Raw genomic sequence first — 23,977 nt, forward strand, 5'->3', positions numbered from 1 at the left:
AACATAAAGCCTGAGGATCCTCAGGCTTTATTTTAATGTGAGCGCTGTTTTCGTCGGATATATAGCCACACAAAGGCCAACGTGAGTAATGGAATTCCATGGAAAATAATAATGACGACTGAGGGGGCTAGCCAGATATAGAAGGGCGCCGCTATCAGCATTCCAACACCAAAACCTGTCATCTGTAAGAGCGTGATCAGGCTAAAAATAGGTAGCCTTAATGATTCAACTTCACTTTGGATGCGTGAGATGAGGCTAACATCCGCAAGTCCATCTCCAGTGCCTGCGAAGAAAATAAAGAATAATGCCAGAGAGACGGCGTTTTGTTGGAACGTTAAAATAAACCCCAGCGACATTAATGCCACACCATAAAAGAATAAACGCTCAGTTCGTATCCCTCGCTTAAGCAAAAGATAATTTGCCGCTCTTGCACCTGCAAATTTCCCACCGGCCCAGACTGCCAGCAGAAGACCCATCGTTTTTCCTGGCGATTCAGACGTCAGAAGCTCTGAAATGACAGGAAACCCTACGTTATGGGCAGCGCTCCCGAGAGTATCAGCCATAGTTACCAGCAACATGCCTGCCATCAGCGGTGCTGTTTTAAGCCCTTTAACAAGATTACTCCACTCTTTACGCTGATTTTTCTTCTCTACGCCCGCCGGGGTAACCAGAAAGCGTAAAGGCATAATAGATAAACCCGCAAGGAGGTAAGTGAGAATATTGGTGATGAATACCAGCTCATAACCGTTTGCAGCCAGCAAAATACCCGACACCATACTACCCGTAACCGCACCGGTCGCAGATGCTGACGTTAACCAGGCATTAGTCGCAACCCGGCGGGAATCATCCACCCAGTATGGCAACTGGCTGTTTAGCCCAATTGCAAACATCGAATTGCCTATGCCAATTCCCAGAGCGATAAAAGGCAAAAGATAGATTTGTACGGAATAAGGAAAAATTAATAATGATGCCAGCAGCGCCGCGCGAAGAACATCCAGTATTACCAGGGGCAGGCGTCCGGTGAAACGTCTGAAATAAGGGACGCCAAACAAGCTTGCTAAAATTCCGCCGGTAACGCGACAGGCCAGAAAAATACTCACTTGCATCACACTTTGGCTTAGCACGTATACATAGGTGGATAATGCCACCATGTTTAAAAAAGCGCCGAAATCGGAGATAAAGCGGGCGGAAACGATCAGCCAGCCATTTCTGGCAGACCGATTAATCATTTCTTCATCCGGGTGCGCATCAGTCATACAGTTATCCTTTGCGGAAACGACAGGTGATCAGCAACAAGTATCATAGTCTGCAGCGTAATTTCACACAGCCTACAAAATATAGAAAAGACGCGACCGGACGGTATCCTGGGCCAGATGAACATCGAGCTGGTCTGCGAGTCTGAATCCCATGTTGGCGAATTCACGTGTCTGACATCTTAAGTCTCTTAGTCCTGAGCAGACAGGACTATTTCGCGGTTATAAACATCTGTCAAGGCTCAATTGAAATGTCCGTTATCCAGCTCAATTAAAATGACCACTTTGATCTCTCATTCTCTTTACTGATAGACTTTCCTCCGACTGAAACAACAGGATGATTGAGCCCATGCTTCGATACGAGTTAACGCCGAACAATGCAGGTTTTATACTGTGGGGAGATTCAGAAGCCCTGAATGAATTACATGAACTCATTCATTACATCGTGGATGAAAGCCCACTGATTAAAGTTAAAGACGGATTTATGTTATCCCTTGCCTATGATATTCGTAAAGCACGGGAAGGTAATCGTCGTGTTGAGCAACATCAGTATGATCAACATGATACATATAAGCTTTATGGTGTTGAGCTTTTATGGCCTCTGGTCCTGGTACAGTCCTCAATACTCAGAAACTCAATGGGTTATATTCAGACAGACAAAAACCAGCTGTCTGTCATGTATGCCTTTGAATACCTGATAGAATCAGCATTAACAGAGTCTGAGAGAACAACGTCGAATGATATTATGCTAACAGTAAAATATGCATCAGACTCTGATTTTAATTTCATTGAGGATAATATTGACAGCAGGTGCTGCTATTTTATCAGCCTATCTCCGGAGCAAAGAAAAAAGCAGTTAATCAGTATTGTTCGTTCTTTTCATTCATTATGGGGTAAGTATGCCCGTGAAAAGCAGGACATAAAGATGCTGAACGAAATGAATAATACATCATGGGTCTGGCCGGACAATATCAACTGGTGAGCAACCACTGTCCGGCCAGTGAGTACCATCAGCGGGCTCTTTTACCAAAAATGTCCTCTGAACGTGACTGAAGCTGTTTGAGTGCTTCGAGCATGTCATCATTATCCAGTGAGCGCTGGGATTTCTTCCCTTCCTGCTTTGGCCGTCGTCGGGAAGGGCCATCTCCAGCGGGAATTGACTGAGAGCGCGTGTTATCCCGCTTGCTCTGCACCAGACTGATAAACTCCAGGGTTCGGCCAAGACGCTTGTTATCGACAATCGCGCCCTGGTCGATTTCTGACAGTCGGTCGTAGGTAGAGTAGGGAAGTAGCGTACCGTTCAGGCGCAGCTCTTTTCTGCCATCAGGATAGTGATACACATCGATATATTTACCTATTGCACGGCGACTCAGTTCGCTGTCTTCAATCAGGTACAACATTTTATCATATTGTATCGTCAACGATTTTGAGACTTTACGTTTTTCACGAACAGTGAAAATAAGCCCCAGGTCCTCATCATGTTCTACAGCACGGTGTACGTCAAAATCATGTCGCGGTACTTTGCCAAAACGGCGGTTATAGTCAGCCATATAGGCCTCAGCGAAGTCATTTGCAGCCTCCATTGAACAAATGCCCTGTAACCGCAGCTCTTTGACCAGACGATCCTGTAAAGTGAGGTGAGCTCGTTCTACACGCCCTTTGGCGGAACTGGTTTCTGCACAGATAGTCTGGATGTTCAGTTCATGCATGGCTCGCCCAAACTGAGTATGCCCGTCTCCGCCTGTGGCGTGTTTATTGTTAACACGAAAAACACCGGCTTTATCGCTGTACAGTGCCAGCGGTTTACCATGCTTATCGATATAGCGCCGCGTGGCTTCGAAGTAAGAAAACGTGGACTCCGATTTAACAAACAACAGTTCCATCAGTTTGCTGGTTGCATCATCAACATAGACCAGCGCGGTGCAGGCCGGGCCACGGCCTTCAAACCAGTCGTGATCACAGCCATCTATTTGTATCAGCTCACCAGTACACGGACGCCGGTACCGTGGTTGAGGGATCCTTGCGGCACGTTGTTTACGGGGAACCCATAAGCCAGCCCGCACCATGATGCGCCGGACAGTTTCTTTGCCAAGAAACAGTCCGTGGAGTTCTTCGAGCTTTTCACGCGCCAGAGTCGGACCGAAATCAGCATAACGCGTCTTGATCAGTTCCAGAGCCTGATCTGCGAGCCCGGGTGGCAACTGGCGGTTACCACGCATGCCACATCGTCTGCTGGCCATACCAAGCGGTCCGCCTTCACGGTAACGGGCAAGAAGTCTGCGGCATTGCCTGTCGCTGATACCGAGGTGCTCGGCCGCACGGCGCGTTGTGATGCGACGTTCAATGACGTCCTGTATAATCTTGATCCGGTTGATCTCTTTCAAAGTAAACACTCCTGAGCTTTCTGCGCTCATGATATGCCTCCCGGTAGTTTAAACGGACCAGTGAAGCTTACCATAGCGCGGACATCTGAATTGAGCCACAGGCGGACATTACTATTGAGCCATTACAACATCAATGCGCATAATGTATATTATGTTAAATGCGATATTGCGATACTCAGGTCAGCCATCTCCTCAGTACCACGCCCGGCATTTACCGCTTTAATAACTCCCGCTATTCAGGACGGTTCTCTCCTCCTCCGCTTTTCACATCCTTATGTATGCGCCTTCAACACCGTCTCCAGCCACTGCGTAAAGGCTCGCACTTTCGGTGAAATGTGTCGATGCGGATAAAGCACGGATAACTGTCGTGCCGGAACCGGATGACCTGGCAGCACTTCGACCAGACGCCCATCATTGATATACGGACGTAAAAAGAAATCCATGCCCTGCAACAACCCCAGCCCGGCCAGACCCGCTGCAATATAAACCTCAGAGTTATCCAGCACCAGTTTCCCCGGCAGATTAAGTTCCTCGATGCCTGACGCCGACTGAAACACCCACGGCATAATTTGTCGGCTGTTAACATTGAACCAGTTCACGCCCTGATGATTCTGCAGGTCGTCCAGCGTTTCAGGTACGCCATACTCCGCCAGGTATGCCGGGCTGGCGCAGGTCACCAGTTTAATCTTACCCAGCGATCGCGCCACATAATCACCTTCATCCAGCGGACCGACGCGCACGATGCAGTCCAGGCCATCACGCAGCATATCTTTACGCCGATCTGAGCTGCTCAGCACCACTTCAATCCCGGGATAATGGCGATAAAAATCCGGCAGTTTTGGCACCACCAGTTGTGCGGCAATCGACACGGGCATATCCACCCGAAGCTGGCCACACAATGAACGGCCTGCAACGAAAGAGCCTAATAAATTATCGGTTTGTTCCAGCAATGGCTTACTGCTGCGGTAAAACTCTTCCCCTTCGGGTGTCAGGCTGATGCGTCGGGTCGTGCGGTGAAGCAAACGCACACCTGTGTGCTGTTCCAGTTGCTTGATGGCCCTGGTCACTGCGGGCCGGTGGATCTGCAGGTTTTCTGATGTCTGGGAAAAGCTGCCTGACTCAACGATCTCAATAAAGATCCGCATCAGTTCGTAAACGTTGATTTGCATAGCGCGCACTTTTGCCGTAGTGGATAACGCCCTCATTGTTACTGATTTTGTAAAAGTGATGAAGCATATTCGCTATTTTTTGGAACAAATTCGGCGAGTAGACTAACGCTATTCCAGTTACAGACCGTCTTAGTTAAAGGAAACGCCTTATGCAAAATCAACGTGTTAGTCATATTCTGGGGATTGAAAAAAACGTCATTCAGGGGCCACTGTCATGGCTGACAGATGCCCGCCTGGTGGCGGCAGTCAGTAACGCCGGTGGTATGGGGGTACTCGGGCCAAATGCCGGATTAACGGCCGAAACCGCGGTCTCAACACCGGAAGCGACCGCCGAGAAAATGCGCGAAGAAATCCGTAAAACCAAAATGCTCACCGAGAAACCCTTCGGCGTGAATCTGATCCCGACGGCAGAAAATGACATCTGGACTCCTTCCATTGTCAAAGTCATCACAGAGGAAGCGGTGCATGCTGTTGTCTACACCGGCTACGGCGAAGGTTCCATTATCCCTGCCCTGTTTGATGAGCTGAAAACCGCAGGGATCAAAATCATCTACCGGGATATCAACCCTTCCCCGGAAAACACCCGGGACGCGGAAGCCGCTGGAGCCGATATTATTGTGGCGACAGGATTTGATGAAGGTGGCACCTTGCCTGGCGTTGCGTTAGGCACCTTCTCCATTGTGCCGCTGATTGCCGACGCGGTGAAAAATGTCCCTGTCCTGGCCGCAGGCGGGATCACCGATCACCGAACCGCCAGAGCCGCGCATGCCCTGGGCGCACAGGGTGTGTTTGCCGGTTCGGTATTTATCAGCACCCTTGAAAGCCGCGTGCCGCAATCCGTGAAAGACAAAATTATCGCCGCTAATGGACTGGATATGCGCCTGTTCCGCACGCTGCCGGATTACTACCGTTCGTTGCCGGGCAAACTGGCCGACAAACTGGTGGCGCTGGATAAATCAGGCGCCAGCAAAGAGGAGCTGGCGAAGGTGATGGGCGGATTACGTGGTCTGCGTCTGGGGATGCTTGAAGGCAATACTGACGAGGGCTATATCTCCCTCGGTACAGGCATTGGCAGCATTCGCAGCGTGAAAAGTGTTGCTGAGGTCGTCGCTGAACTGCACGTTTAAAGTCTGGCGCGCCGAATCGAAGATGTGCGATTCGGCGCGCGGATTCACTGTCCCACCGTCCGACACACCGCAATCACCCTCTCTCTCAGCCAGCGATGGCCGGGGTCGTTTTCCATTCTGGGATGCCACATCTGCGATACCGTTATGGTGCGGGTTTTAAAGGGCAGCTCAAAAACATGCAGTTGCTCTGTCATGTGCGGGTTTTGCAGATAGAGCGCCGGCACCATGGCGACAAGATCGGACGCCAGCGCCACGGACAACGCTGTCGGAAATCCGGGCACCACGCTTGCAATCTTTCGCGTCATCCCTGCCTCTGCCAGCGCATCATCCACAAACCCGTGTAACGATCCGTCAGGCGCGGCCACCACATGGCCCCAGGAGACATAGTCGTTGAGGCCGATGCTGGGTAACGATGCCAGCGGATGCGTCTTACGAACCGCACCCACAAATCTGTCCTGAAAAAGTCGTTGGAGACGAATTTCCGGGCCCATATTGCTCTGCACGCCAATCTCCAGATCCACCAGGCCCTCGCGCAGATAGCGGGATGTTTTTTCAGGTTTCGGTGCAAAGCGGATGCAGACGTCAGGAGCCACTTCAGCCACGGCGGCAATCAGCGCCGGACCGAACGCGACGACAAATCCATCATTGGCTCTGATAGTGAAAAACCGCGCCAGATTTTGCACGTTAAGCGTTTCCATTGAAGGTTGCAGCACCGCCCTCGCCTCATGCACCGCGTTCCGGGCGCGATCCCGGGACGCTTCAGCCCAGGGCGTAAGCACCATATTGCGTCCTGCCCGCACGAGGATCGGATCCCCCGTTACTTCCCGTAGCCTGCTGAGCGTGCGGCTCATGGCTGATGTGCTCAGGTTTAAACGCCGCGCTGCCCCTGCAACGCTGGCCTCTGCCAGCAGAATGTCGAGCGCGACGAGCAAGTTAAAATCAGGATCGGACATGAGAACCTCTGAGCTTAGATAAGGCGTTCGGTGCAATGATTAAGTGTAAACGCTGCATCTTCCGCACTCTATACCCCAGGAATATAGTTTCTTCATTTCAACACCCTCGAGGATTCCAGATGATGACGCTATTTTCAAACCAACCCGGTGACGAAGGGCTGCCAGGCCAGGCGCGCGCCCGGGTTATGATCGCCGTGATGATGACCACGCTGATGGGCGTATTCGATGGCACGATGATTAACATTGCCCTGCCCTCGATGGCGCAAGCCATGCAGGTGCCCGCGGGTCTTGCCGTCTGGTTCGCCAACGGTTATCTGCTTTCTGCGGCCATGACGTTGCTCATTTTCGCCGCGTTTGCGGCCCGCTACGGAACGCGGCCTGTTTTTCTGGCGGGCCTGGCGACATTCACCCTGACATCACTGGGCTGCGTGCTGGCAACAACGCCGGAGATGCTCATCGGAATGCGCATTCTGCAGGGGATCGGCGGCGCGGCCACACTGAGTATCGCCCCGGCGATCCTGCGCTCCGTCTTTCCGGGGCGACTGCTCGGGCGCGTTCTGGGTCTGCACGCCCTGCTGATTGCGTCCAGTACGGCGATCGCCCCCGTGCTGGGCGGCACCATCCTCGATATCCTGAGCTGGCAGTGGCTGTTTGCCATTAATCTGATTCCGGGAACCCTCGCGCTGGTGCTGGCAGGCAAGGCATTACCGGGACACGTCACGTCCGGCCTGGCTGGGTTCGATTTACCCGGAGCAGTGCTGTCGGCGACGCTTCTGGGTTCAACGATCATGATGGCCAACAGCTTTTCCCGCCCTCACGAGGCGCTCTGCTGGGGGCTCCTCGCCCTGGGTTGCACGGTTGTGTTTATCTGGCATATCCGCCGCGTCCGCGCGCCGTTACTGCCGCCCGCCATTTTCCACAATGGGCGTTTTACCCTCGCCGCCTTAACATCGCTGGCCTCTTTTATCAGCCAGGGCATTACTTTCATCGCGTTGCCTTTCCTGTTTCAGACTGTGTATGGCTACAGCCCTGTCGTGTCCGCACTGCTGTTTATCCCCTGGCCGATCGGCATCGTGCTGATTGCCCCCCATGCAGGCCGTTGGGCCGATACGTTTTCCGCGCCGCTGATCTCCACCCTTGGGCTGGTGATTTTTGTTGTCGGGTTGATCCTGCTGGCGACGCTGCCCGCCACGCCTGCCATGTGGGATATCTGCTTACGTAGCCTGGTGTGCGGGATTGGGTTCGGCTGTTTCCAAAGCCCCAACAACCGGGAGATGCTGGCGAATGTTTCCCGGGAGTATGCCAGCTATGCCTCCGGGATCTTGTCCATCGCGCGGACGTTTGGGCAGTGCCTGGGCGCTGCGGTGGTCGGGATCCTGCTGGCCGTTATGTCGACTGAAGCCGTTAATATTGCCCTGTGGATCGCCGTCGCCGCCTCTGTCGCATCGGTGGTGTTCAGCCTGAGCCGACTGCGCAAATCGCTGAACTACTCATTTGGAGGCAATCGCTAATTATCTCAACTAGACTTCTAAGCGGCTGTTCGTCGTCACGTATCGGCTCAGCCACTTCACTCAGGTTTTTTCACTCCCCGAGAGGTCTACCATGTCATTTGTCACCACAAAAGATAATGTCAGTATCTTCTATAAAGATTGGGGCCCCAAAGATGCACAACCTATCTTCTTCCATCACGGCTGGCCATTAAGCGCGGATGACTGGGATAACCAGTTACTGTTCTTTTTAGCGGAAGGTTTCCGGGTCATCGCCTCCGACCGTCGTGGGCATGGCCGTTCCGATCAGGTCAGCGACGGCCATGATATGGACCATTACGCGGCCGATGTCTCTGCCATTGTTGAGCATCTGGATCTGCACAACGTGGTACATGTCGGCCACTCCACCGGCGGTGGCCAGGTGGCGCGATATGTGGCGCAATACGGTCAACCGCAGGGGCGGGTGGCGAAAGCCGTATTGATCAGCGCCGTACCGCCATTGATGGTCAAAACGCCAGACAATCCGGGCGGCACGCCAATTGAGGTGTTTGATGGGTTCCGTAAAGCGCTGGCGGCAAACCGGGCGCAGTTCTATCTCGACGTGGCGACAGGTCCGTTCTACGGTTTTAACCGTGACGGGGCTGAAATTTCGCAGGGCACCATCCAGAACTGGTGGCGACAAGGGATGATTGGTAGCGCGAAGGCGCACTATGAAGGCATTAAAGCGTTTTCAGAAACGGATCAGACCGCCGATCTGAAAGCGATCACCCTGCCGGTGCTTATTTTGCAGGGGGATGACGATCAGGTTGTGCCTTACAAGAACGCCAGCCTGCTCCAGGATGAACTTCTCAGCAACAGCACCCTGAAAGTGTATCCGGGCTATCCGCACGGGATGCACACCACACATCCAGATACCATCAACAAAGATTTACTGGAATTTATTCGCAGCTGATAAGTTAAAAACGGGTGGCCTGGGCCACCCGTTCCGGGAACTTACAGGGAGGCTTTTAACCGCGCCACTGCTTCTTTCAGGTTCTCATCCGTGACGCTGACGTAAGACATACGCAGCGTGGCATGATCCGGCTCGTTGCAGTAGAAGAACTCCCCAGGCACATAGACCACGCCGTTGTTCAGCGTCTTTTTCAGCCACTCCGTGGTGTTCATCTCGTATTTGAATTTCGCCCACAGGAACATGCCGCCCATCGGTTTATGGAAGGTCAGATGATCGCTCAGCTCACTCTCTACGTGCTGACACAGGATCTGGCATTTGTGTTTATAAGCCTCGCGGATCAGGTCGATTTGCCCGGCCAGGCGGCCGCTCTCCAGGTAGTGATACGTCAGCGACTGCGATAACGAGCTGGTGTGCAGGTCGGTCGCCTGCTTGAGGATCACCACCTGACGCTTTATCCAGTCCGGCAGCACTAACCAGCCAACCCTTGCGCCCGGCGCGAGGATTTTTGAAAAGGTGGAGGTGTAGATGACGTTATCACTGCAGCCCATCTCTGCCGCCCAGGCTTTCAGTGGCGTGAAGGTCTTATCGGTGAAGTTGATTTCACCGTAGGGATCGTCCTCGATGATGACGAAATCGTAGCGCTGGGATAATTCCACCAGTTGCTTACGACGCTGCTCGGCCAGAGTGACGCCGCCCGGGTTACCGAACGTTGGCACAATATAGACGGCTTTGACGCGCGTGGTCTTAACCAGCGCTTCCAGCTCATCGATGATCATCCCTTCGCCGTCGGTCCCCACCGACATCAGGTTAGCTTCCGCTAACTGCAGCACCTGCAGCGCAGCAAGATAAGTTGGGCGTTCGACGACCACGATGTCGCCCGGGTTAATCAGCGCCCGCGCCAGAATATCCAGCGACTGCTGGGAGCCGGAGGTCACCACCACGTCATCCACGCCGCAGTTAATCCCCCTGCCGCTCAGCAACTGGCAGATGGCACCGCGCAGCTCCGGGCTGCCCTCGCTCAAACCGTACTGAAACGCCTCTTTCCAGGTGCTGGAGAGCACCTTCTCCATAGCCAGTTCCAGCCCTTCACGATCGAAAAGATCCGGATTGGGAATGCCCCCGCCGAGTGAAATCACCCCTTCCATCTTGCTGTGTTTTAATAATTCTCTGATCGCGGATGACTGGAGGTTTTGTACTTTGTGGGCAATTTTGTTCTGCGACATCTTTTATTATCCTGGTTTGTTGTATCCCAGTTTAAGTATCACATGTAGAACGTTTTAACCAGCCGAAGAGACCGGAGCCCGCAGGCTCCGGCAGTGGGATCAGAACTCGATACGGGCACCAAAGTTATACCGGCGACCTTCCAGCATAGAAGACTGGTTGTAAGAGGTGCGATAGATCGGGTTCACATCAAACAGGTTATAGATGCCGGTCATCAGCGTCACGTTCTTGTTCAGATGATAACGCGCGCCCAGGTCGACCAGCGCGTAGGCGTCCGTTTCGCTCGATTTGCCAATGTCCGGGGAACTGCTGCGCCAGCTGGCTTTGGTCCACAGCTCGAGATCATTCACCGCGTTCCAGGTCAGGGAGACGTTGGCCATGCTTTCCGGGAAATCGCTCAGGGCATAGCCTTTATACTCCCCGCTCTGCTGTTCGCTGTGCGTGTACGTATAGTTGGCGTTGGCTTTCAGGGAAGCGGTAACCTGCCAGTCGCCGTTCAGCTCCAGACCGTAGATCTGCGCATCGCTGACGTTGGCGTACTGGAAGACGGTATCGGCGACATACCCGTTATAGGTACACTTCTGCGTGTCCGACGCGGTACAAATGAGATGGTCGCTGATTTTGTTCTTGAATTTGGTGTAGAAAAGCGTCGCGTCCAGCGCCAGCGCATCCTGCTGCCAGTACAGGCCCAGCTCGGTGTTGACGCTCTCCTCCGGCTTCAGATCGTCATTCCCGATACCGATTTCCGAGTAAGGATAAGCCCCGTATACGCTGGTAAAGCCTTCGTTATTCTGGCGCAGATCCGGTTTCTTATAGCCGGCAGAGACGCCGCCCTTCAGCGCCCAGCTTTCATCGATGGTCCAGTTGCCGTAGAGCTTAGGCGTGACGTGGTAACCGAAATAGCTGTCGTGATCCAGACGCGCCGAGGTGGTCAGGGTGAAGTCCGGAACGATCATCCAGGCATCTTCAGCAAATACCGCCCAGCCGTCGCGCGTAATTTCACTCACCGGCGTAACGCCCGGGGCTTCTTTATCCTTGATACCGAACTCATCGTCCAGTTCGTTGCGGGTAAAGTTCACGCCCAGCGTCAGCTTGTGATCGCCCAGCGTAAAGGTGTTGGCGCTGTTGGCCTCGTAGTTTTTCTGGGTAATAAACTGCGATGACATCCCCGGGACGCGGTACTCGGTTTTGGCTTTTTCGTAGCTGACGAAATTCTTCACTTCCAGAATATCGCCATACCAGGCATGTTGCGACAGCGAGGCCGCATCGCGATCAAATCCCCAGTACCACTGCTTGTCGTTATGGGTCTTCTCCTGGTTGCCTTTGGTGGCATTCAGATCCCAGAGCTGGGTATCGGTCGGCGACATGGAGATGGTCGCGTCCAGATTCCCGGACTGATGCTTCACAAAGCGTTCATCGTTGATGCTGTCATCATCTCGGCGATCGAGATAATCGGCAGCCACACTCACCCCGAGCTTGCCCGGGATCACCGGCCCCATTAAAAAAAGGTTGGTCTGGTTGGTATTGCCGTATTCGCTCTTCTCCTGCAGAAAGTAGTTATCCTCCAGGACTCCGGTCCACGTCTCCAGGTTATAGGCTTTTTTGGTAATAACGTTTACTACACCGCCGATGGAGTCAGAGCCATACAGGGAGGACATCGGCCCGCGGATCACTTCGATCCGCTCGATGGCGGAAAGCGGCGGCATAAAGGCGGCTTCAGTGCCGATATGGTGTCCATACGGGCGAGATTCGCGGGTGGCCTGTTTGATACCGTTCACCATGTATGAAGTATACGTAGAGTCCATCCCGCGCATCTGCACATCGCCGGTCGCCAGGCTGCCGTGACCGTTACCGACCAGCACGCCCGGCATTTCGCGCAGGGCTTCGGTGACGTTCTGATTCGAGCGAGTGTTCAGCTCTTTTTCATTCACCACGGAGATTGTCGCTGGTGCTTCGCGGCGTTCCTGGCTAAAACCGGTCGCGGTTACCACCAGTTCATCTTCGTTCACAGCGGTGTTTTCTGCGGCGAAAACGGCCACCGGCAGGTTAGCCAGGGCGAGCGAAACCGCCACGGCCATGCGTGTTTGCTTTATCACAACAGGATCCTTAGAACTGGGTTAAATCAATCTTGAGCACGTAATCAGCGTTATTTGCTTTCTCATCCTGCTTGACGCTGGCGTAGAGCGTGCGTGCATCGGCAGAAAGCGCGAGGCTGTTAGGCATCGCCGCGGTTTTAATGGTGTGTTTCAGGCGGTTGTTGGTCGCGTCGATCACGCTAATCTGACGATCGTTGCGATGGGTGACATAGACTTCATCGCGCGCGGCGTTGTAGAGCACGGCAACGGAATTAGGTGTCGGGACACGGTGCAGGAGTTTGCCGGAATTCAGCTCCACAACCAGTACATCTTTGGTGTTGGTGTCCGCGATATACCCCACCCCTTTCGCGGTGTTGAGCGCGATGTTGAGGAAGTAATGTTCCGGATCGGCAGGATCGACTTTTACGCGGGCAAGCGGCTGCGAGGTTTTACCATCCAGGGTGATCAGCTCCCCGGCGCCGGAGACAACGTAAACCTTGTCGCCTGCCCCATCCACGGCAAAACCGACGGGCTCCAGTTTTTCCAGCGTCTTGTCCAGCGCCTGCTTATGTGTATCCACGACCCACAGCAAACCTTTACCTTTGCGCCCAATGCCGGAGACATAAAGACGCTGATGCTTCTTATCCAGCACCACTTCCCGGGGTCCGCTTGGAAAACGGAATCTATGGTCACTCCCGTTTTTGCAACACCGATTTTGACGACAAGTTGGCTTGCTTGAATCTATCCGGCGTCTGAATGGGATTTTATTCCCGCGCCTTGATGAGTTCCGCGCCTGATGAACCTCCAGAAAATATACGGCTTCAATGAGCCTTTCCGTTTTACAGGTTCCTCAACAGGCCGGTGGGCCGTTAGTATCATCAATATCAGTATTCGCAAAACCAGATCAGTAATTCTTTAAACCGGTGTATTTCTGCCGTTATGCTACATAAGTTTGCTGTCGTGCCGTTAGGGCCCAGGCTATTCTGGCCAGCTTGTTTGCCAGAGCACAAGTGACGACAAAGTTGCTTTTCCGGCACAGTAAATCCCTGACCCAATCGGCCAATTTGCCAGACTGGTGTTCCAGTTTTTGTATGAATACCCTGGCACATTGAACCAACAAAGTTCGGATCTTTTTATTACCTCGCTTACTAATTCCCAGCAATGTCGTCCTACCTCCCGTGCTGTACTGCCGAGGTACAAGCCCTGTTGCCGCCGCAAAGTCACGGCTGCTGGCGTACTGCTTCCCGTCGCCAATCTCAGTTGAAATAGTACTCGCTGTCAGTGTTCCGACGCAGGGAATGCTCAGCAAGCGCTGTCCAACCTCATCTTCGTCCAACTTTCGTTTCAACTGGGATTCCAAATCTTTAATCTGCTCAACAAGATAGTGATAATGCTGTTGTAATTTCAGCAATAACTGGCTGAGGTAAAGAGGCAAACTATTATCCTCAAGAATGGTACTCAGTCGGCTAATAACGGCAGCTCCTCGGGGAACGCTAATGCCAAATTCCAGCAGAAAAGCATGCATTTGATTGGTTGTTTTTACCTTATCCTGAACCAGGGATTCACGGACACGATGCAGAGCCCGCATTGCCTGCTGAGATTCCGTTCTGGGCTGCACAAAACGCATAGACGGACGCGATGCAGCTTCACAAATAGCTTCGGCGTCGACAAAGTCGTTTTTATTGCTTTTAACGAACGGGCGGACAAATTGTGGTGATATCAGCTTTGGGGAATGCCCCAACTCTTCCAACTTGCGTGCCATAAAGTGAGAACCGCCACAGGCTTCCATTGCGATGGTTGTAGCGGGGCATGTCGCCAAAAATTCGATCAACTTTGGCCGGGTAAATTTTTTACGGTAAACAGCCTTCCCGCGACGATCCTGGCAATGAATATGGAAAGAGTTTTTACCCAGATCGATACCAATGAGCGCAATGTTTTCCATGATAGTTCTCCGAATGAAAGCCTGTCCTCAGCATAGTACCGGGAAGGAGGGAGTGACCATCTCATTAAATATCCTACGTTAAGCCTGTTTCTTTAGCTGGCATTACAAAAAGCGAGCGTCTGCATGGTACAGACAGACACCCGAATACGATAAAAATGAGACGAAAAAAACAGGTTACTTAACCCGCTTCCCCGTTTCGTCAATGACCTTTTCGCCGTCCTCTTTGGTAAACGCTCCTTTCTGACCTTCAGGTAGAATATCCAGCACTATTTCTGAAGGGCGGCAAAGACGAGTGCCAAGCGGCGTAACGACTACCGGCCGATTAATCAGGATCGGATGTTGAAGCATAAAATCAATCAACTGCTCATCACTGAATTTCTCTTCATCAAGGCCCAGGTGTTCATAAGGCTCAACATTCTTACGCAGCAATGCACGCACCGTAATTCCCATATCTGAAATAAGTTTAATCAGATCATCACGGGTCGGTGGCGTATCGAGATAATAAATAATGGTCGGTTCGTTACCGCTGTTACGGATCATCTCCAGCGTGTTGCGTGAAGTGCCGCAGGCCGGGTTGTGATAGATGGTAATGTTGCTCATATCTTTATCTCATTACAAAGTGATGGAAAGCCGCAACGCCAGCGCGGCCAGAGTGACAAACAGCACGGGCAGAGTCATGATAATGCCGGTGCGGAAGTAATAACCCCAGGTGATCGTTATATTTTTCCGGGCAAGCACATGCAGCCAAAGCAGGGTTGCCAGACTGCCAATCGGGGTGATTTTCGGGCCTAAATCGCAGCCAATCACGTTGGCATAAATCATTGCCTCTTTGACGACGCCAGTCGCCGTACTCCCGTCAATCGACAGCGCGCCAATCAGCACCGTCGGCATATTGTTCATCACCGACGACAGGAACGCGGTCAGGAAGCCGGTGCCGAACGTTGCTGCCCATAACCCCTTTTCTGCCAGCAGGTTCAGTACACCAGACAGATACTCCGTGAGCCCGGCATTCCCGAACGTGGGCTTTCTTATTCGGATCTGAATCGTCGCTCAGCTGGATCGTTTTGATGACCTTATTGTTACGCGTGTCGAGCAGCGTGACCGACCCTTCCAGGGCATTGCCCAGATAGAGAATGTGTTGCTCCTGATCCAGCGCGACGGCAAAGGTGCGACGTTCGGTCGGGATCTGGTGTTCAATGTTCAGCGTGGATGCCGCCAGCTGGAAGACCAGCCCTGCCGTCTTGTCTTTATCAAACGAGGGTGCAGAGGCGGCATAGAGGGTATTCTGGCCTTTATCATAGGCCAGCTCATAGACTCCCGGCCCCAGCGGCTGGACGAGAAAATCCTTCTCAGTGAACTCTTTAGCGAATAGCGAGCCAGAGTGCATAGCCAGACAAATGGCGAGGGCACACAGGGTTTTGTTCTTTACGGCAGAGGCGTTTTTCATGTCATTATTCTTTACAGTTGCTTACGTAAAGAAAAATGATAATGAAAATAAATATCATTTACAATTGTAAATATATCTCAATTACCTACCATTTTTGGTACTGATATCCCTTGAGATTACGTGGCCAACCCATTGAAACGCCCTATCCTTGCCGCCTGGCTGGCCAGACCGTCGAAAATAGCCTTGCTCACCTGCGGCGGGAAATCTGACGGCAGTTCAGCCCTGACGGAGGCGATAACCTCGTCGGTGCGCTCGGCCATCTCCGTCATCAAACGGCGGGCAGCCTCCTGCGAAAAACCTGCAAAGGCCGCGGTGCTGATAAAGTGACGCGGCTGGATCATCGCAAAATGGTACTGCCGGTTCTTACCCTGCAACGCCATCGCCATCTTGGCCTTTTTGATGGGGATCCCCCCGGCCTTGAACAGCGGAAACGCGGAGATCACGTCGTACAGCGGCGTCATGCGAAATGAGGAATCCGCCTCAATAAAGAGGCTGAAATTCTTACCGTGGCCATCAATAGCGGCCAGCATCCAGAACAGGATCTGCGTCTTAAAGAACATCTCGCGATCCTGTCCCGCCAGGCGCGAACCAAGCAGCAGCTTCATGGCGTCGGCGATCCCGGGCCCACCATGCGACTCATATTTCAGCGCCGGTGAGACGCCCTGGGCCTGACAAAAATCCTCCTGCGGCAGACGCATCAGCCAGCCGCTACGGGCCCAGCGCCGATCGAAACGCTCGATAATCAGCACTTTTTTGCCGCCAAACCGCGCCATTTCGGCATGCGCAACGGGGAAACCAAAGGCTTTTGCGATGCGCAGGCACAGCCATTCGTTCTCGCAGCTTTCGCTCAGGTCGATGTTGTTCTGTTCGATTCTGCCGATCGGCAGCTTGAAGATATGGCTGGTTGGGGTACTGCCCTGGGGCCGCTGCCAGCGATCCTGATACCACAGCAGCGCCGTTTTCTCCTGCGCCCCGGCCAGCGAAATGCGGAAATCGGCCCCCTCCTCTGTCATCCCCAGCGGTGCCATCTGATATCCGTCGAGCAGCGCGGCAATCTGCTTGTCATCCAGCGGTTCAGCCACCATATTCTTTACCGGAGGGATCTCCTGCCCGGGCGGATAGAGCTGAATAGCGCCGACGCAGTCCCGCCCCACGCTGGCAAGCAGATCAAAGGGATGGGCGGTCTCAACCTGGAAACGGGCCTGCATCCGGGCAATAATCGCCTCGGAGTCAGGCAGCAGGTTACTGAAAAAATTAAAGACCTGCGCGCCTTTGATCCTGCTGTGCTGCAGCGGCAGTGAGAGGGAAATTCCGCGTGAACCGGGCTCTGCCAGCCACTCCGGGGCATACTGAAATGACATCGCCCCGCTGCCGTCACGATGCAGCGTACCCACTACGTCGCCATTCATCGCGACAGTCAGACGTTGTGCGCGCACCCTTACCACTCCTTCGTCCAGGCGTTGTTATCCGGAAGCGAAGCACCGCGTTTCACCAAGTGCAGCTCCAGATCCAGCGCCGCGAGAATTTTGAACAAGGTTTCCAGCTTGGTTGAGCCCGGTTTGTTCTCGAAATCCGATACGGTGGTTTGTTTGATGCCAACCTGTTCAGCCGTCGCCGTTTGGGTTAACTTATTGACCTTACGCTGATCCCGGACGGCCTGTGCCAGAGCGTCTGCTGATGTCACTTTCATGATTATCCCCCATAGCGGATATTTAGAGAAAATCCCCTACAGGGGATAAAATGAGAATAACCCCTTCAGGGGTTAAGTGCAATTTATCCTCTGTAAAGGATACGTGTCCGCTCCCGCCCTGTTGTTCTGCCAGACTTTGTTAATGAGCACTATGCTGAGGTTTATCTTTAAAAGAGGATGTATTGTATGTTGTAACTACAAATAGCTTTTATATTGCAGTAGTTTATTTATTGCGCTTAGAAGGTTCTTGTTTTTATATTCACCCCGTAATTAGAGCCCGCCAAAAATAATTAACCGTAGAGGCTGAGTTGCCGGTCCGTTAATTCAGGCGTGTAAAACACGCGGTGACGGGAAACTAACGTACCGGCATCTAATACTTTACGCGGACAATAAAAAATAATGTCGCTTAACCGAAGCGTGACATGTAAAAAAAGCATCGCTATCCACCAATGATTTTAATCATCTTTTTGTAAACCGAAGCCGACACCCCATGAAAAGACCCCGCTGTTCATCAGCGTTCCCGTCTATGATTTAAAGATAAGAGAGCGGTAAATCTGGTTCGCACTTATTTCTGCAAGGGATGTTGAAACAAACCTGGTACTTCCGGGTGGTTTTTTTTGACTCTGTTTCGCGTTTAATCAAATAAGTGGAGGGGATAAATATGCCTGGACTTGAAGTAAAACGTAGTGAGGTTCTTATTATTGTGCCGAGTATTGAATCCTGAAAGGGATAATTAATTTTCCCATTTAAATACCATGCCGGTTTGTTTTTTATTGATTAGCACTATCCATACGGGAGCAGTGAGATGCCTATTTTTCACTCATTCTGGCAGGCGGGGTTTGAGGGTGCGGATTTTGTTACACGGCAGGGTCATGCCCTATCCATGGATCATGAAACGGGCCATGACAGCAGACATCACGATGATTACAGGGCGCTTAGCCCTTTTAATATCGCCACGGTCAGAGAGAGCGTTGGCTGGCGACTGACTGATAAATCAGGCGGTTACGATTTTAGCACTGTCACCGCAAAAATGGTGTCGGCAAAGGAGAACGGTATCCAGATTTGCTGGACGATTTGTCATTACGGCTGGCCAGACGATGTCGATTTTTTCTCAGATGAATTTGTGGCGCGTTTCGCCCGGCTGTGCGGCGCGCTGGCCGCCTTCTTGCGCCCCTGGTATCAGGAGCCGCCGGTCTACTCCCCGGTCAACGAAATCTCCTTCACCGCCTGGGGTATTGCCGTGGGCCTGTTTCCTGCCGCCCTTCCTGCAGACATAAACGGTATACAAATCAAACGGCAACTGGTTCGCGCCACCCTGGCTGGCTGCGATGCCATCTGGGCGGCCGATCCCCGGGCGAGAATTTTGCACTGTGACCCAATTGTTCATCTGATTTCTCCCGACGACGACCCCACGACCAAAGAGGAAACCGAGGCACTGCGTACCGCGCAGTTCCAGGCGTGGGACATGTTAGCGGGACGGCATGAGCCAGAGCTGGGTGGCCACCCGCGTTATCTGGATCTGATCGGGGCCAATTATTACCACGACAACCAGTGGATAACGGGAAACAACCAGCGCCTTCCCTGGCATCTTGGCGATCGCCGACGACGACGATTACACGAGATGTTGCAGGAACTTTATGAACGCTATCACCGCCCTATTCTGCTTGCCGAAACAAGCCATGTTGGCAGTGGACGTGGAGCCTGGATTAACGACGTCGCCTCTGAGGTGGCTCAGGCTCAGCTGGCGGGCGTTGAGCTCTCCGGAATTTGTCTTTACCCCATTATTGACCGCCCCGACTGGGAAAATAATGCCGTCTGGCATCACTGCGGTTTATGGGACATTTCCCCGGATAAAGAGCGACATCTTAATACCGTTTATGCACGCGCGCTTAAGCAAACCCAGTCCCGGCTGGAATATTTTCAACAGCCATCAGGCGCCTTTACCTGCAACGGCACAGAGGTATCAGATATGAAAAAAATCTATGTGTTTAGTCACCTGCGCTGGGACTTTGTCTTTCAGCGTCCACAGCATCTGATGACACGTCTTGCCCAGCACTATCACATCGTCTTTATCGAAGAGCCGCTGTATTCAGCGGACAAACCTGAGCTGAAGCTCTCCCGGCCCGCACCGAACGTCACCGTGGTTCAGCCGCACACCCCGTCAACGACGCCAGGATTCCATGACGAGCAGATTGCTTTTCTGGAAACGCTCCTGACAGAGCTTCGGGAGCCGGACGAAACCCCGGTGGTCTGGTTCTATACACCGATGGCGCTTCCGCTGCTGAAGGTATTTACTCCGGCAATCGTGATTTACGACTGCATGGATGAGCTCGCCGCCTTTGAGAAAGCCCCCCGCCAGCTTTTGCAGCGTGAGTCAGCCCTCCTGACCCGGGCGGATATTGTCTTTACCGGCGGCCCGAGCCTGTATGAGGCAAGAAAAGGACGTCACCCGAACATTCACTGTTTTGCCAGTAGCGTCGATGCGGTCCATTTTGAACAGGCACTGGATCGCGGGAATCATCATCCGCTGCAGGACGACATTCCGCATCCGCGGTTGGGGTATTACGGGGTCATTGATGAACGGATGGATTTATCGCTGATTGCCGCCCTGGCGGATTCACATCCGGAGTGGCAGATCGTGATGGTCGGCCCGGTGGTGAAGATCGATCCCGCCACCCTGCCCAGACGCAGCAACATCCATTATCCCGGCATGCAGCCGTATCAGGCGCTGCCCCAGTTTCTTGCCGGCTGGGATGTGTGCCTGATGCCGTTCGCGCTGAACGAATCCACGCGTTTTATTAGCCCGACAAAAGTGCTCGAATACATGGCCGCGCAGCTTCCGGTGGTGAGCACCGCCATTGCCGATGTCGAAAAACCCTATAGCCACGTGGTAGCCGTCGCTCACGACCAGTCAGCGTTTATCGCCGCCTGTGAACAGGCGCTGGCGCTGCCGGAAGAGACCCGACAAGCGCAGCAGCAGATGATGCAGCGTATTATCGCCAGCACCTCCTGGGATAAAACCGTGCAGAGCATGCACGAGCTGATTGAGAGCGCATTTTCACACTATCTGGATGCCTCCGCTGCGACGGTCAATGCAGCGGATAGCAACCCGGAGGACGCCTCTTCCGAGCCGGTTTTACGCCTGATACCAGCGAAACAGGCCCATACGGAAACCGAAAAGTGTTTGATCCTCGGGGCCGGGCCTACCGGCCTGAGCGCGGCCTATCACTATGGTGAAGGGGCGACGTTACTTGAGCGCAATACCACGGTTGGAGGGCTCTGCCGCTCGATTCAGGACAAAGGTTTTACCTTCGACTATGCGGGCCACATTATGTTTTCCGCGGACGAAGAGGTGCTGGCGCTGTACAAGACGTTACTGGGGGACAATATCCACTGGCAGATCCGCGAAGCCTGGGTCTATACCGACGGCGTCTATACCCGCTACCCGTTCCAGGGATCGCTTTACGGTCTGCCGGCCACGGTTGTTAAAGAGTGCATTCTGGGGGCTATCGAGGCGCGCTACGGAACAGGCTCTGACGTACAGAGCATGACGAACTGCACAGAGAAAACCGGTCAGGGTAAGCATCACCACGACTGCTGTGCCGATGGCGCGGTGCCGGACTACATCAGCGCCGATCCGGCAGAAAAAGCCCCCCGTAAAGACAGTTTTGAAGCCTTCATCTATGAGACGTGGGGCAAGGGGATCGCCCGGCATTTCGCCATTCCTTACAACAAAAAGCTCTGGACGGTACCGCTGTCGGAAATGGAGACATCCTGGCTGGGTGGTCGCGTCCCCCTGCCCGATCTGGAGCAGATTATCGAGGGTGCCCTGAACGAGACTGCGAAGCCGATGGGGCCAAATGCCCGCTTCGGTTATCCGCTACAGGGTGGTTTCCAGGCGCTGATGAACGGGTTCCTGCCGCACATCAAAGGCCGGATCGAGACCGGGGCTGAAGTCAGTAAAATTTACGCCAATCAGCATATTGTTGCCCTCGCAGACGGACGGCAGTATCGCTATGAACGGATGATCAGCACCCTGGTGCTGCCGGAACTGATTCGCCTGATGGGGGATGAGGTGCCGCCAGAAGTCCGTAAAGCAGCGAAAGGCCTGCGCCACGTCTCGGTTCGCTGCGTCAATCTGGGGATTGGCCGCGACAATCTTACCGACAAACACTGGATCTACTACGCCAGTAAGACGGTATTCCACCGCATTTTTGTTCAGGGCAACGCCAGTCCCTTCTGCAGTCCACCCGGCAGCTGCGGCCTGACCTGCGAAATCAGTTACTCACCGGATAAACCGTTGCCGGTCGATGGCCAGGCGCTGATCGACCGCTGCATTAAGGAGTGCATCGAATCCGGGATCATTTCGGCCGAGGATGAGATTATCACCGCCAACCAAATCGACATCCCTTACGCCTACGTGATTTACGATCAGAGCAGGAAGGAGAACGTAGAAACGATCCGCAAATGGCTGTTGCTGCATGGCATCACCCTCGCCGGACGTTACAGCGAATGGGAATACTACAATTCGGACCATGCGTTTATCGCCGGGAAAGTCGCCGTTGAGAAAGTCAGGGGGTCAGCTTACCGGCATTCTGTTTCCTGACGGTAAGATGATTAACCTGTTCAGCCGTCGCCGTTTGCGCTAACGTATTGATCCTACGTCGGTCGCAAACGGCCCCGCTTTTCTGCGAGGCTACGGTCAACGGGCACAATGTTAAGGTGCCATAATGTAATAACAGCATTGTATGTTGTAACTATTGATAAGATAGTTTGATCCGTGATGTGGCTCGGTTATGAGGCCACCAGCCAACGGCCGGTAAGAATAGCGCAACAAAATCGGGATGATTATTATCTGCCCCCCCCTCGCTGAGATTGACTTACCTCCGAATAGAACCAAAATAAATGTTCCCGGCGACACACTGTAGAAATGGAGTCTATCATCGCCTGCTCACGTCATTCTCAGCTTGCTACCAACCTTAAACGCTCCGGCGCGCTGATCGCCTGGGCGTTGTTACTGGTCAGTTGCAGCTCTACCCCACCCAAATCACTGGTCACCCCGCTTCCGCCGGTCGCTAAACAGCCCCTGCCGGATAAAACAGGACCTCATGAGCCGGTGCGCGGCGTCTGGCTGGCGACCGTCTCTCGTCTCGACTGGCCACCGCTGGCGTCGGTGAACGGTCGCCCTGCCGCACCGCGGATCGCCATGCAGCAAAAGGCCCTGACCGATAAGCTGGATAACCTGAAAAGTCTCGGGATTAACACCGTGTTTTTCCAGGTCAAACCGGACGGCACGGCGTTATGGCCATCAAAGATTTTGCCATGGTCGGATATGCTGACCGGCCAAATCGGTCAGGATCCGGGCTACGACCCTCTGCAGTTTATGCTCGATGAAGCGCACAAGCGTGGGATGAAGGTCCATGCCTGGTTTAATCCGTACCGCGTGACAACCAATACCCGGCCCGGCACGGTCGCGGAGCTGAACCGTACCCTGTCGCTCAACCCGCCGAGCGTGTTTGTTCTGCATCGGGAGTGGATCCGCACCGCAGGCGATCGCTATGTCCTCGACCCCGGTATTCCGGAAGCCCGGGAATGGATCACCAGCATCGTGGCGGAAGTGGTATCGCGCTATCCGGTGGACGGCGTGCAGTTCGATGATTACTTCTATGCGGAATCCCCGAACTCAACGCTCAACGATAACCAGACGTACCGCCAGTATGGGCAGAGTTTTGACTCGAAAGCTGACTGGCGACGTGATAATACCCAACAATTGATTACCCAGGTGTCGCGGACCATTAAGCAGATCAATCCCAACGTTGAATTTGGCGTGAGTCCGGCAGGAGTATGGCGTAACCGCTCTCACGATCCGGCCGGGTCCGATACCCGGGGTGCCGCAGCTTACGACGAGTCTTTCGCCGATAGCCGACGCTGGGTGCAGCAGGGTCTGCTGGACTACATCGCCCCGCAGATCTACTGGCCGTTTTCCCGCGATGCGGCGCGCTATGACGTGCTGGCGAAATGGTGGGCTGGCGTGGTGAAACCAACCCATACCCGGCTCTACATTGGTGTCGCGCTGTATAAGGTGGGCGAGCCGTCGAGCAAGGAGCCCGACTGGACGGTGCAAGGTGGCGTGCCGGAGTTGAAAAAACAGCTGGATCTGAACGAATCCGAGCCGCAGATCGACGGCACTATCCTGTTCCGAGAGAACAACCTGAATCAGCCCCAGGCGCAGGAGGCGGTGCGGTATCTGCGAACCCGCTGGGGGTCGTAGTTTCTG

At 53.5% G+C, this 23,977-nt stretch carries 16 protein-coding genes and 3 pseudogenes; 6 read left to right on the forward strand and 13 right to left on the reverse strand.

Translation table 11 applies throughout. The features are described from left to right. Positions 1-32: 32 nt before the first annotated feature. Positions 33-1,256 carry an MFS transporter gene (locus G7090_RS11085; RefSeq protein ID WP_242685372.1) on the reverse strand — a complete coding sequence of 408 codons (1,224 nt, stop codon included), beginning with the start codon at positions 1,254-1,256 and terminating at the stop codon, positions 33-35. A 346-nt stretch (positions 1,257-1,602) separates the two neighbouring features. Here G7090_RS11085 and G7090_RS11090 point away from each other — a divergent pair, with 346 nt between their 5' ends. Then, a complete protein-coding gene (locus tag G7090_RS11090; protein WP_001567369.1) occupies positions 1,603-2,235 on the forward strand; it encodes a hypothetical protein in 633 nt (210 codons plus the stop codon). A gap of 28 nt (positions 2,236-2,263) precedes the next feature. Here the strand turns inward: G7090_RS11090 and G7090_RS11095 are convergent, their stop codons facing one another. Next, positions 2,264-3,667: an ISNCY-like element ISKpn21 family transposase gene (locus G7090_RS11095; RefSeq protein ID WP_057061543.1), complete on the reverse strand. Its 1,404-nt coding sequence runs from the start codon at positions 3,665-3,667 to the stop codon at positions 2,264-2,266. A gap of 242 nt (positions 3,668-3,909) precedes the next feature. Further along, positions 3,910-4,806 (reverse strand): LysR family transcriptional regulator, encoded by an 897-nt coding sequence (locus G7090_RS11100; protein ID WP_166182434.1) that lies wholly within the window; start codon positions 4,804-4,806, stop codon positions 3,910-3,912. 149 nt (positions 4,807-4,955) lie between these two features. Between G7090_RS11100 and G7090_RS11105 the strand changes: the two genes are divergently transcribed. Further along, entirely contained in the window at positions 4,956-5,933 is a 978-nt protein-coding gene (locus tag G7090_RS11105; RefSeq protein ID WP_166182435.1) for a nitronate monooxygenase family protein, read from the forward strand. Positions 5,934-5,977: 44 nt separating this feature from the next. Here G7090_RS11105 and G7090_RS11110 read toward each other — a convergent pair whose 3' ends face one another. Next, complete coding sequence (locus tag G7090_RS11110; protein WP_166182436.1) at positions 5,978-6,886, reverse strand: LysR family transcriptional regulator; 909 nt, start codon at positions 6,884-6,886, stop codon at positions 5,978-5,980. Between the two features lie 122 nt (positions 6,887-7,008). Here G7090_RS11110 and G7090_RS11115 point away from each other — a divergent pair, with 122 nt between their 5' ends. After that, complete coding sequence (locus G7090_RS11115) at positions 7,009-8,397, forward strand: MFS transporter (protein ID WP_166185234.1); 1,389 nt, start codon at positions 7,009-7,011, stop codon at positions 8,395-8,397. Positions 8,398-8,488: 91 nt separating this feature from the next. Then, positions 8,489-9,325, forward strand: a complete 837-nt coding sequence (locus tag G7090_RS11120) for an alpha/beta fold hydrolase (RefSeq protein WP_166182437.1) — start codon at positions 8,489-8,491, stop codon at positions 9,323-9,325. A 41-nt stretch (positions 9,326-9,366) separates the two neighbouring features. Here G7090_RS11120 and G7090_RS11125 read toward each other — a convergent pair whose 3' ends face one another. From G7090_RS11125 to G7090_RS11165, 9 genes and pseudogenes are all read right to left on the reverse strand, one after another. Continuing rightward, a complete protein-coding gene (locus G7090_RS11125; protein WP_106992853.1) occupies positions 9,367-10,548 on the reverse strand; it encodes a PLP-dependent aminotransferase family protein in 1,182 nt (393 codons plus the stop codon). A 99-nt stretch (positions 10,549-10,647) separates the two neighbouring features. Continuing rightward, a complete protein-coding gene (locus G7090_RS11130; protein ID WP_166182438.1) occupies positions 10,648-12,642 on the reverse strand; it encodes a TonB-dependent receptor domain-containing protein in 1,995 nt (664 codons plus the stop codon). Between the two features lie 10 nt (positions 12,643-12,652). Continuing rightward, positions 12,653-13,282 (reverse strand): annotated as a pseudogene (locus tag G7090_RS11135) (YncE family protein); the annotation flags it as partial. A gap of 276 nt (positions 13,283-13,558) precedes the next feature. Beyond that, complete coding sequence (locus G7090_RS11140; protein ID WP_000427623.1) at positions 13,559-14,563, reverse strand: IS110-like element IS4321 family transposase; 1,005 nt, start codon at positions 14,561-14,563, stop codon at positions 13,559-13,561. 174 nt (positions 14,564-14,737) lie between these two features. Beyond that, positions 14,738-15,163: a glutaredoxin-dependent arsenate reductase gene (gene arsC / locus G7090_RS11145; RefSeq protein ID WP_103793560.1), complete on the reverse strand. Its 426-nt coding sequence runs from the start codon at positions 15,161-15,163 to the stop codon at positions 14,738-14,740. 12 nt (positions 15,164-15,175) lie between these two features. Continuing rightward, a pseudogene (locus G7090_RS11150) lies at positions 15,176-15,574 on the reverse strand (ArsB/NhaD family transporter); the annotation flags it as partial. Next, positions 15,573-15,950 (reverse strand): annotated as a pseudogene (locus tag G7090_RS11155) (YncE family protein); the annotation flags it as partial. The pseudogenes G7090_RS11150 and G7090_RS11155, both read right to left, overlap by 2 nt. A gap of 176 nt (positions 15,951-16,126) precedes the next feature. Beyond that, positions 16,127-17,446 (reverse strand): type II toxin-antitoxin system HipA family toxin, encoded by a 1,320-nt coding sequence (locus G7090_RS11160; RefSeq protein ID WP_242685373.1) that lies wholly within the window; start codon positions 17,444-17,446, stop codon positions 16,127-16,129. 2 nt (positions 17,447-17,448) lie between these two features. After that, positions 17,449-17,700 (reverse strand): helix-turn-helix domain-containing protein, encoded by a 252-nt coding sequence (locus G7090_RS11165; protein WP_166182439.1) that lies wholly within the window; start codon positions 17,698-17,700, stop codon positions 17,449-17,451. A gap of 805 nt (positions 17,701-18,505) precedes the next feature. Here G7090_RS11165 and G7090_RS11170 point away from each other — a divergent pair. Both G7090_RS11170 and G7090_RS11175 read left to right on the forward strand, forming a co-directional pair. Continuing rightward, the gene (locus G7090_RS11170; RefSeq protein ID WP_166182440.1) at positions 18,506-22,306 is read left to right on the forward strand and encodes an NAD(P)-binding protein; all 3,801 of its coding nucleotides are present in this window, start codon (positions 18,506-18,508) and stop codon (positions 22,304-22,306) included. Positions 22,307-22,630: 324 nt separating this feature from the next. After that, positions 22,631-23,971, forward strand: coding sequence for a glycoside hydrolase family 10 protein (locus G7090_RS11175; RefSeq protein ID WP_166182441.1), 1,341 nt, complete (start codon positions 22,631-22,633; stop codon positions 23,969-23,971). The last annotated feature ends 6 nt before the right edge of the window (positions 23,972-23,977 follow it).

The organism is Leclercia sp. 29361 (genome assembly GCF_011290365.1).
Lineage (GTDB): Bacteria > Pseudomonadota > Gammaproteobacteria > Enterobacterales > Enterobacteriaceae > Enterobacter > Enterobacter tamurae.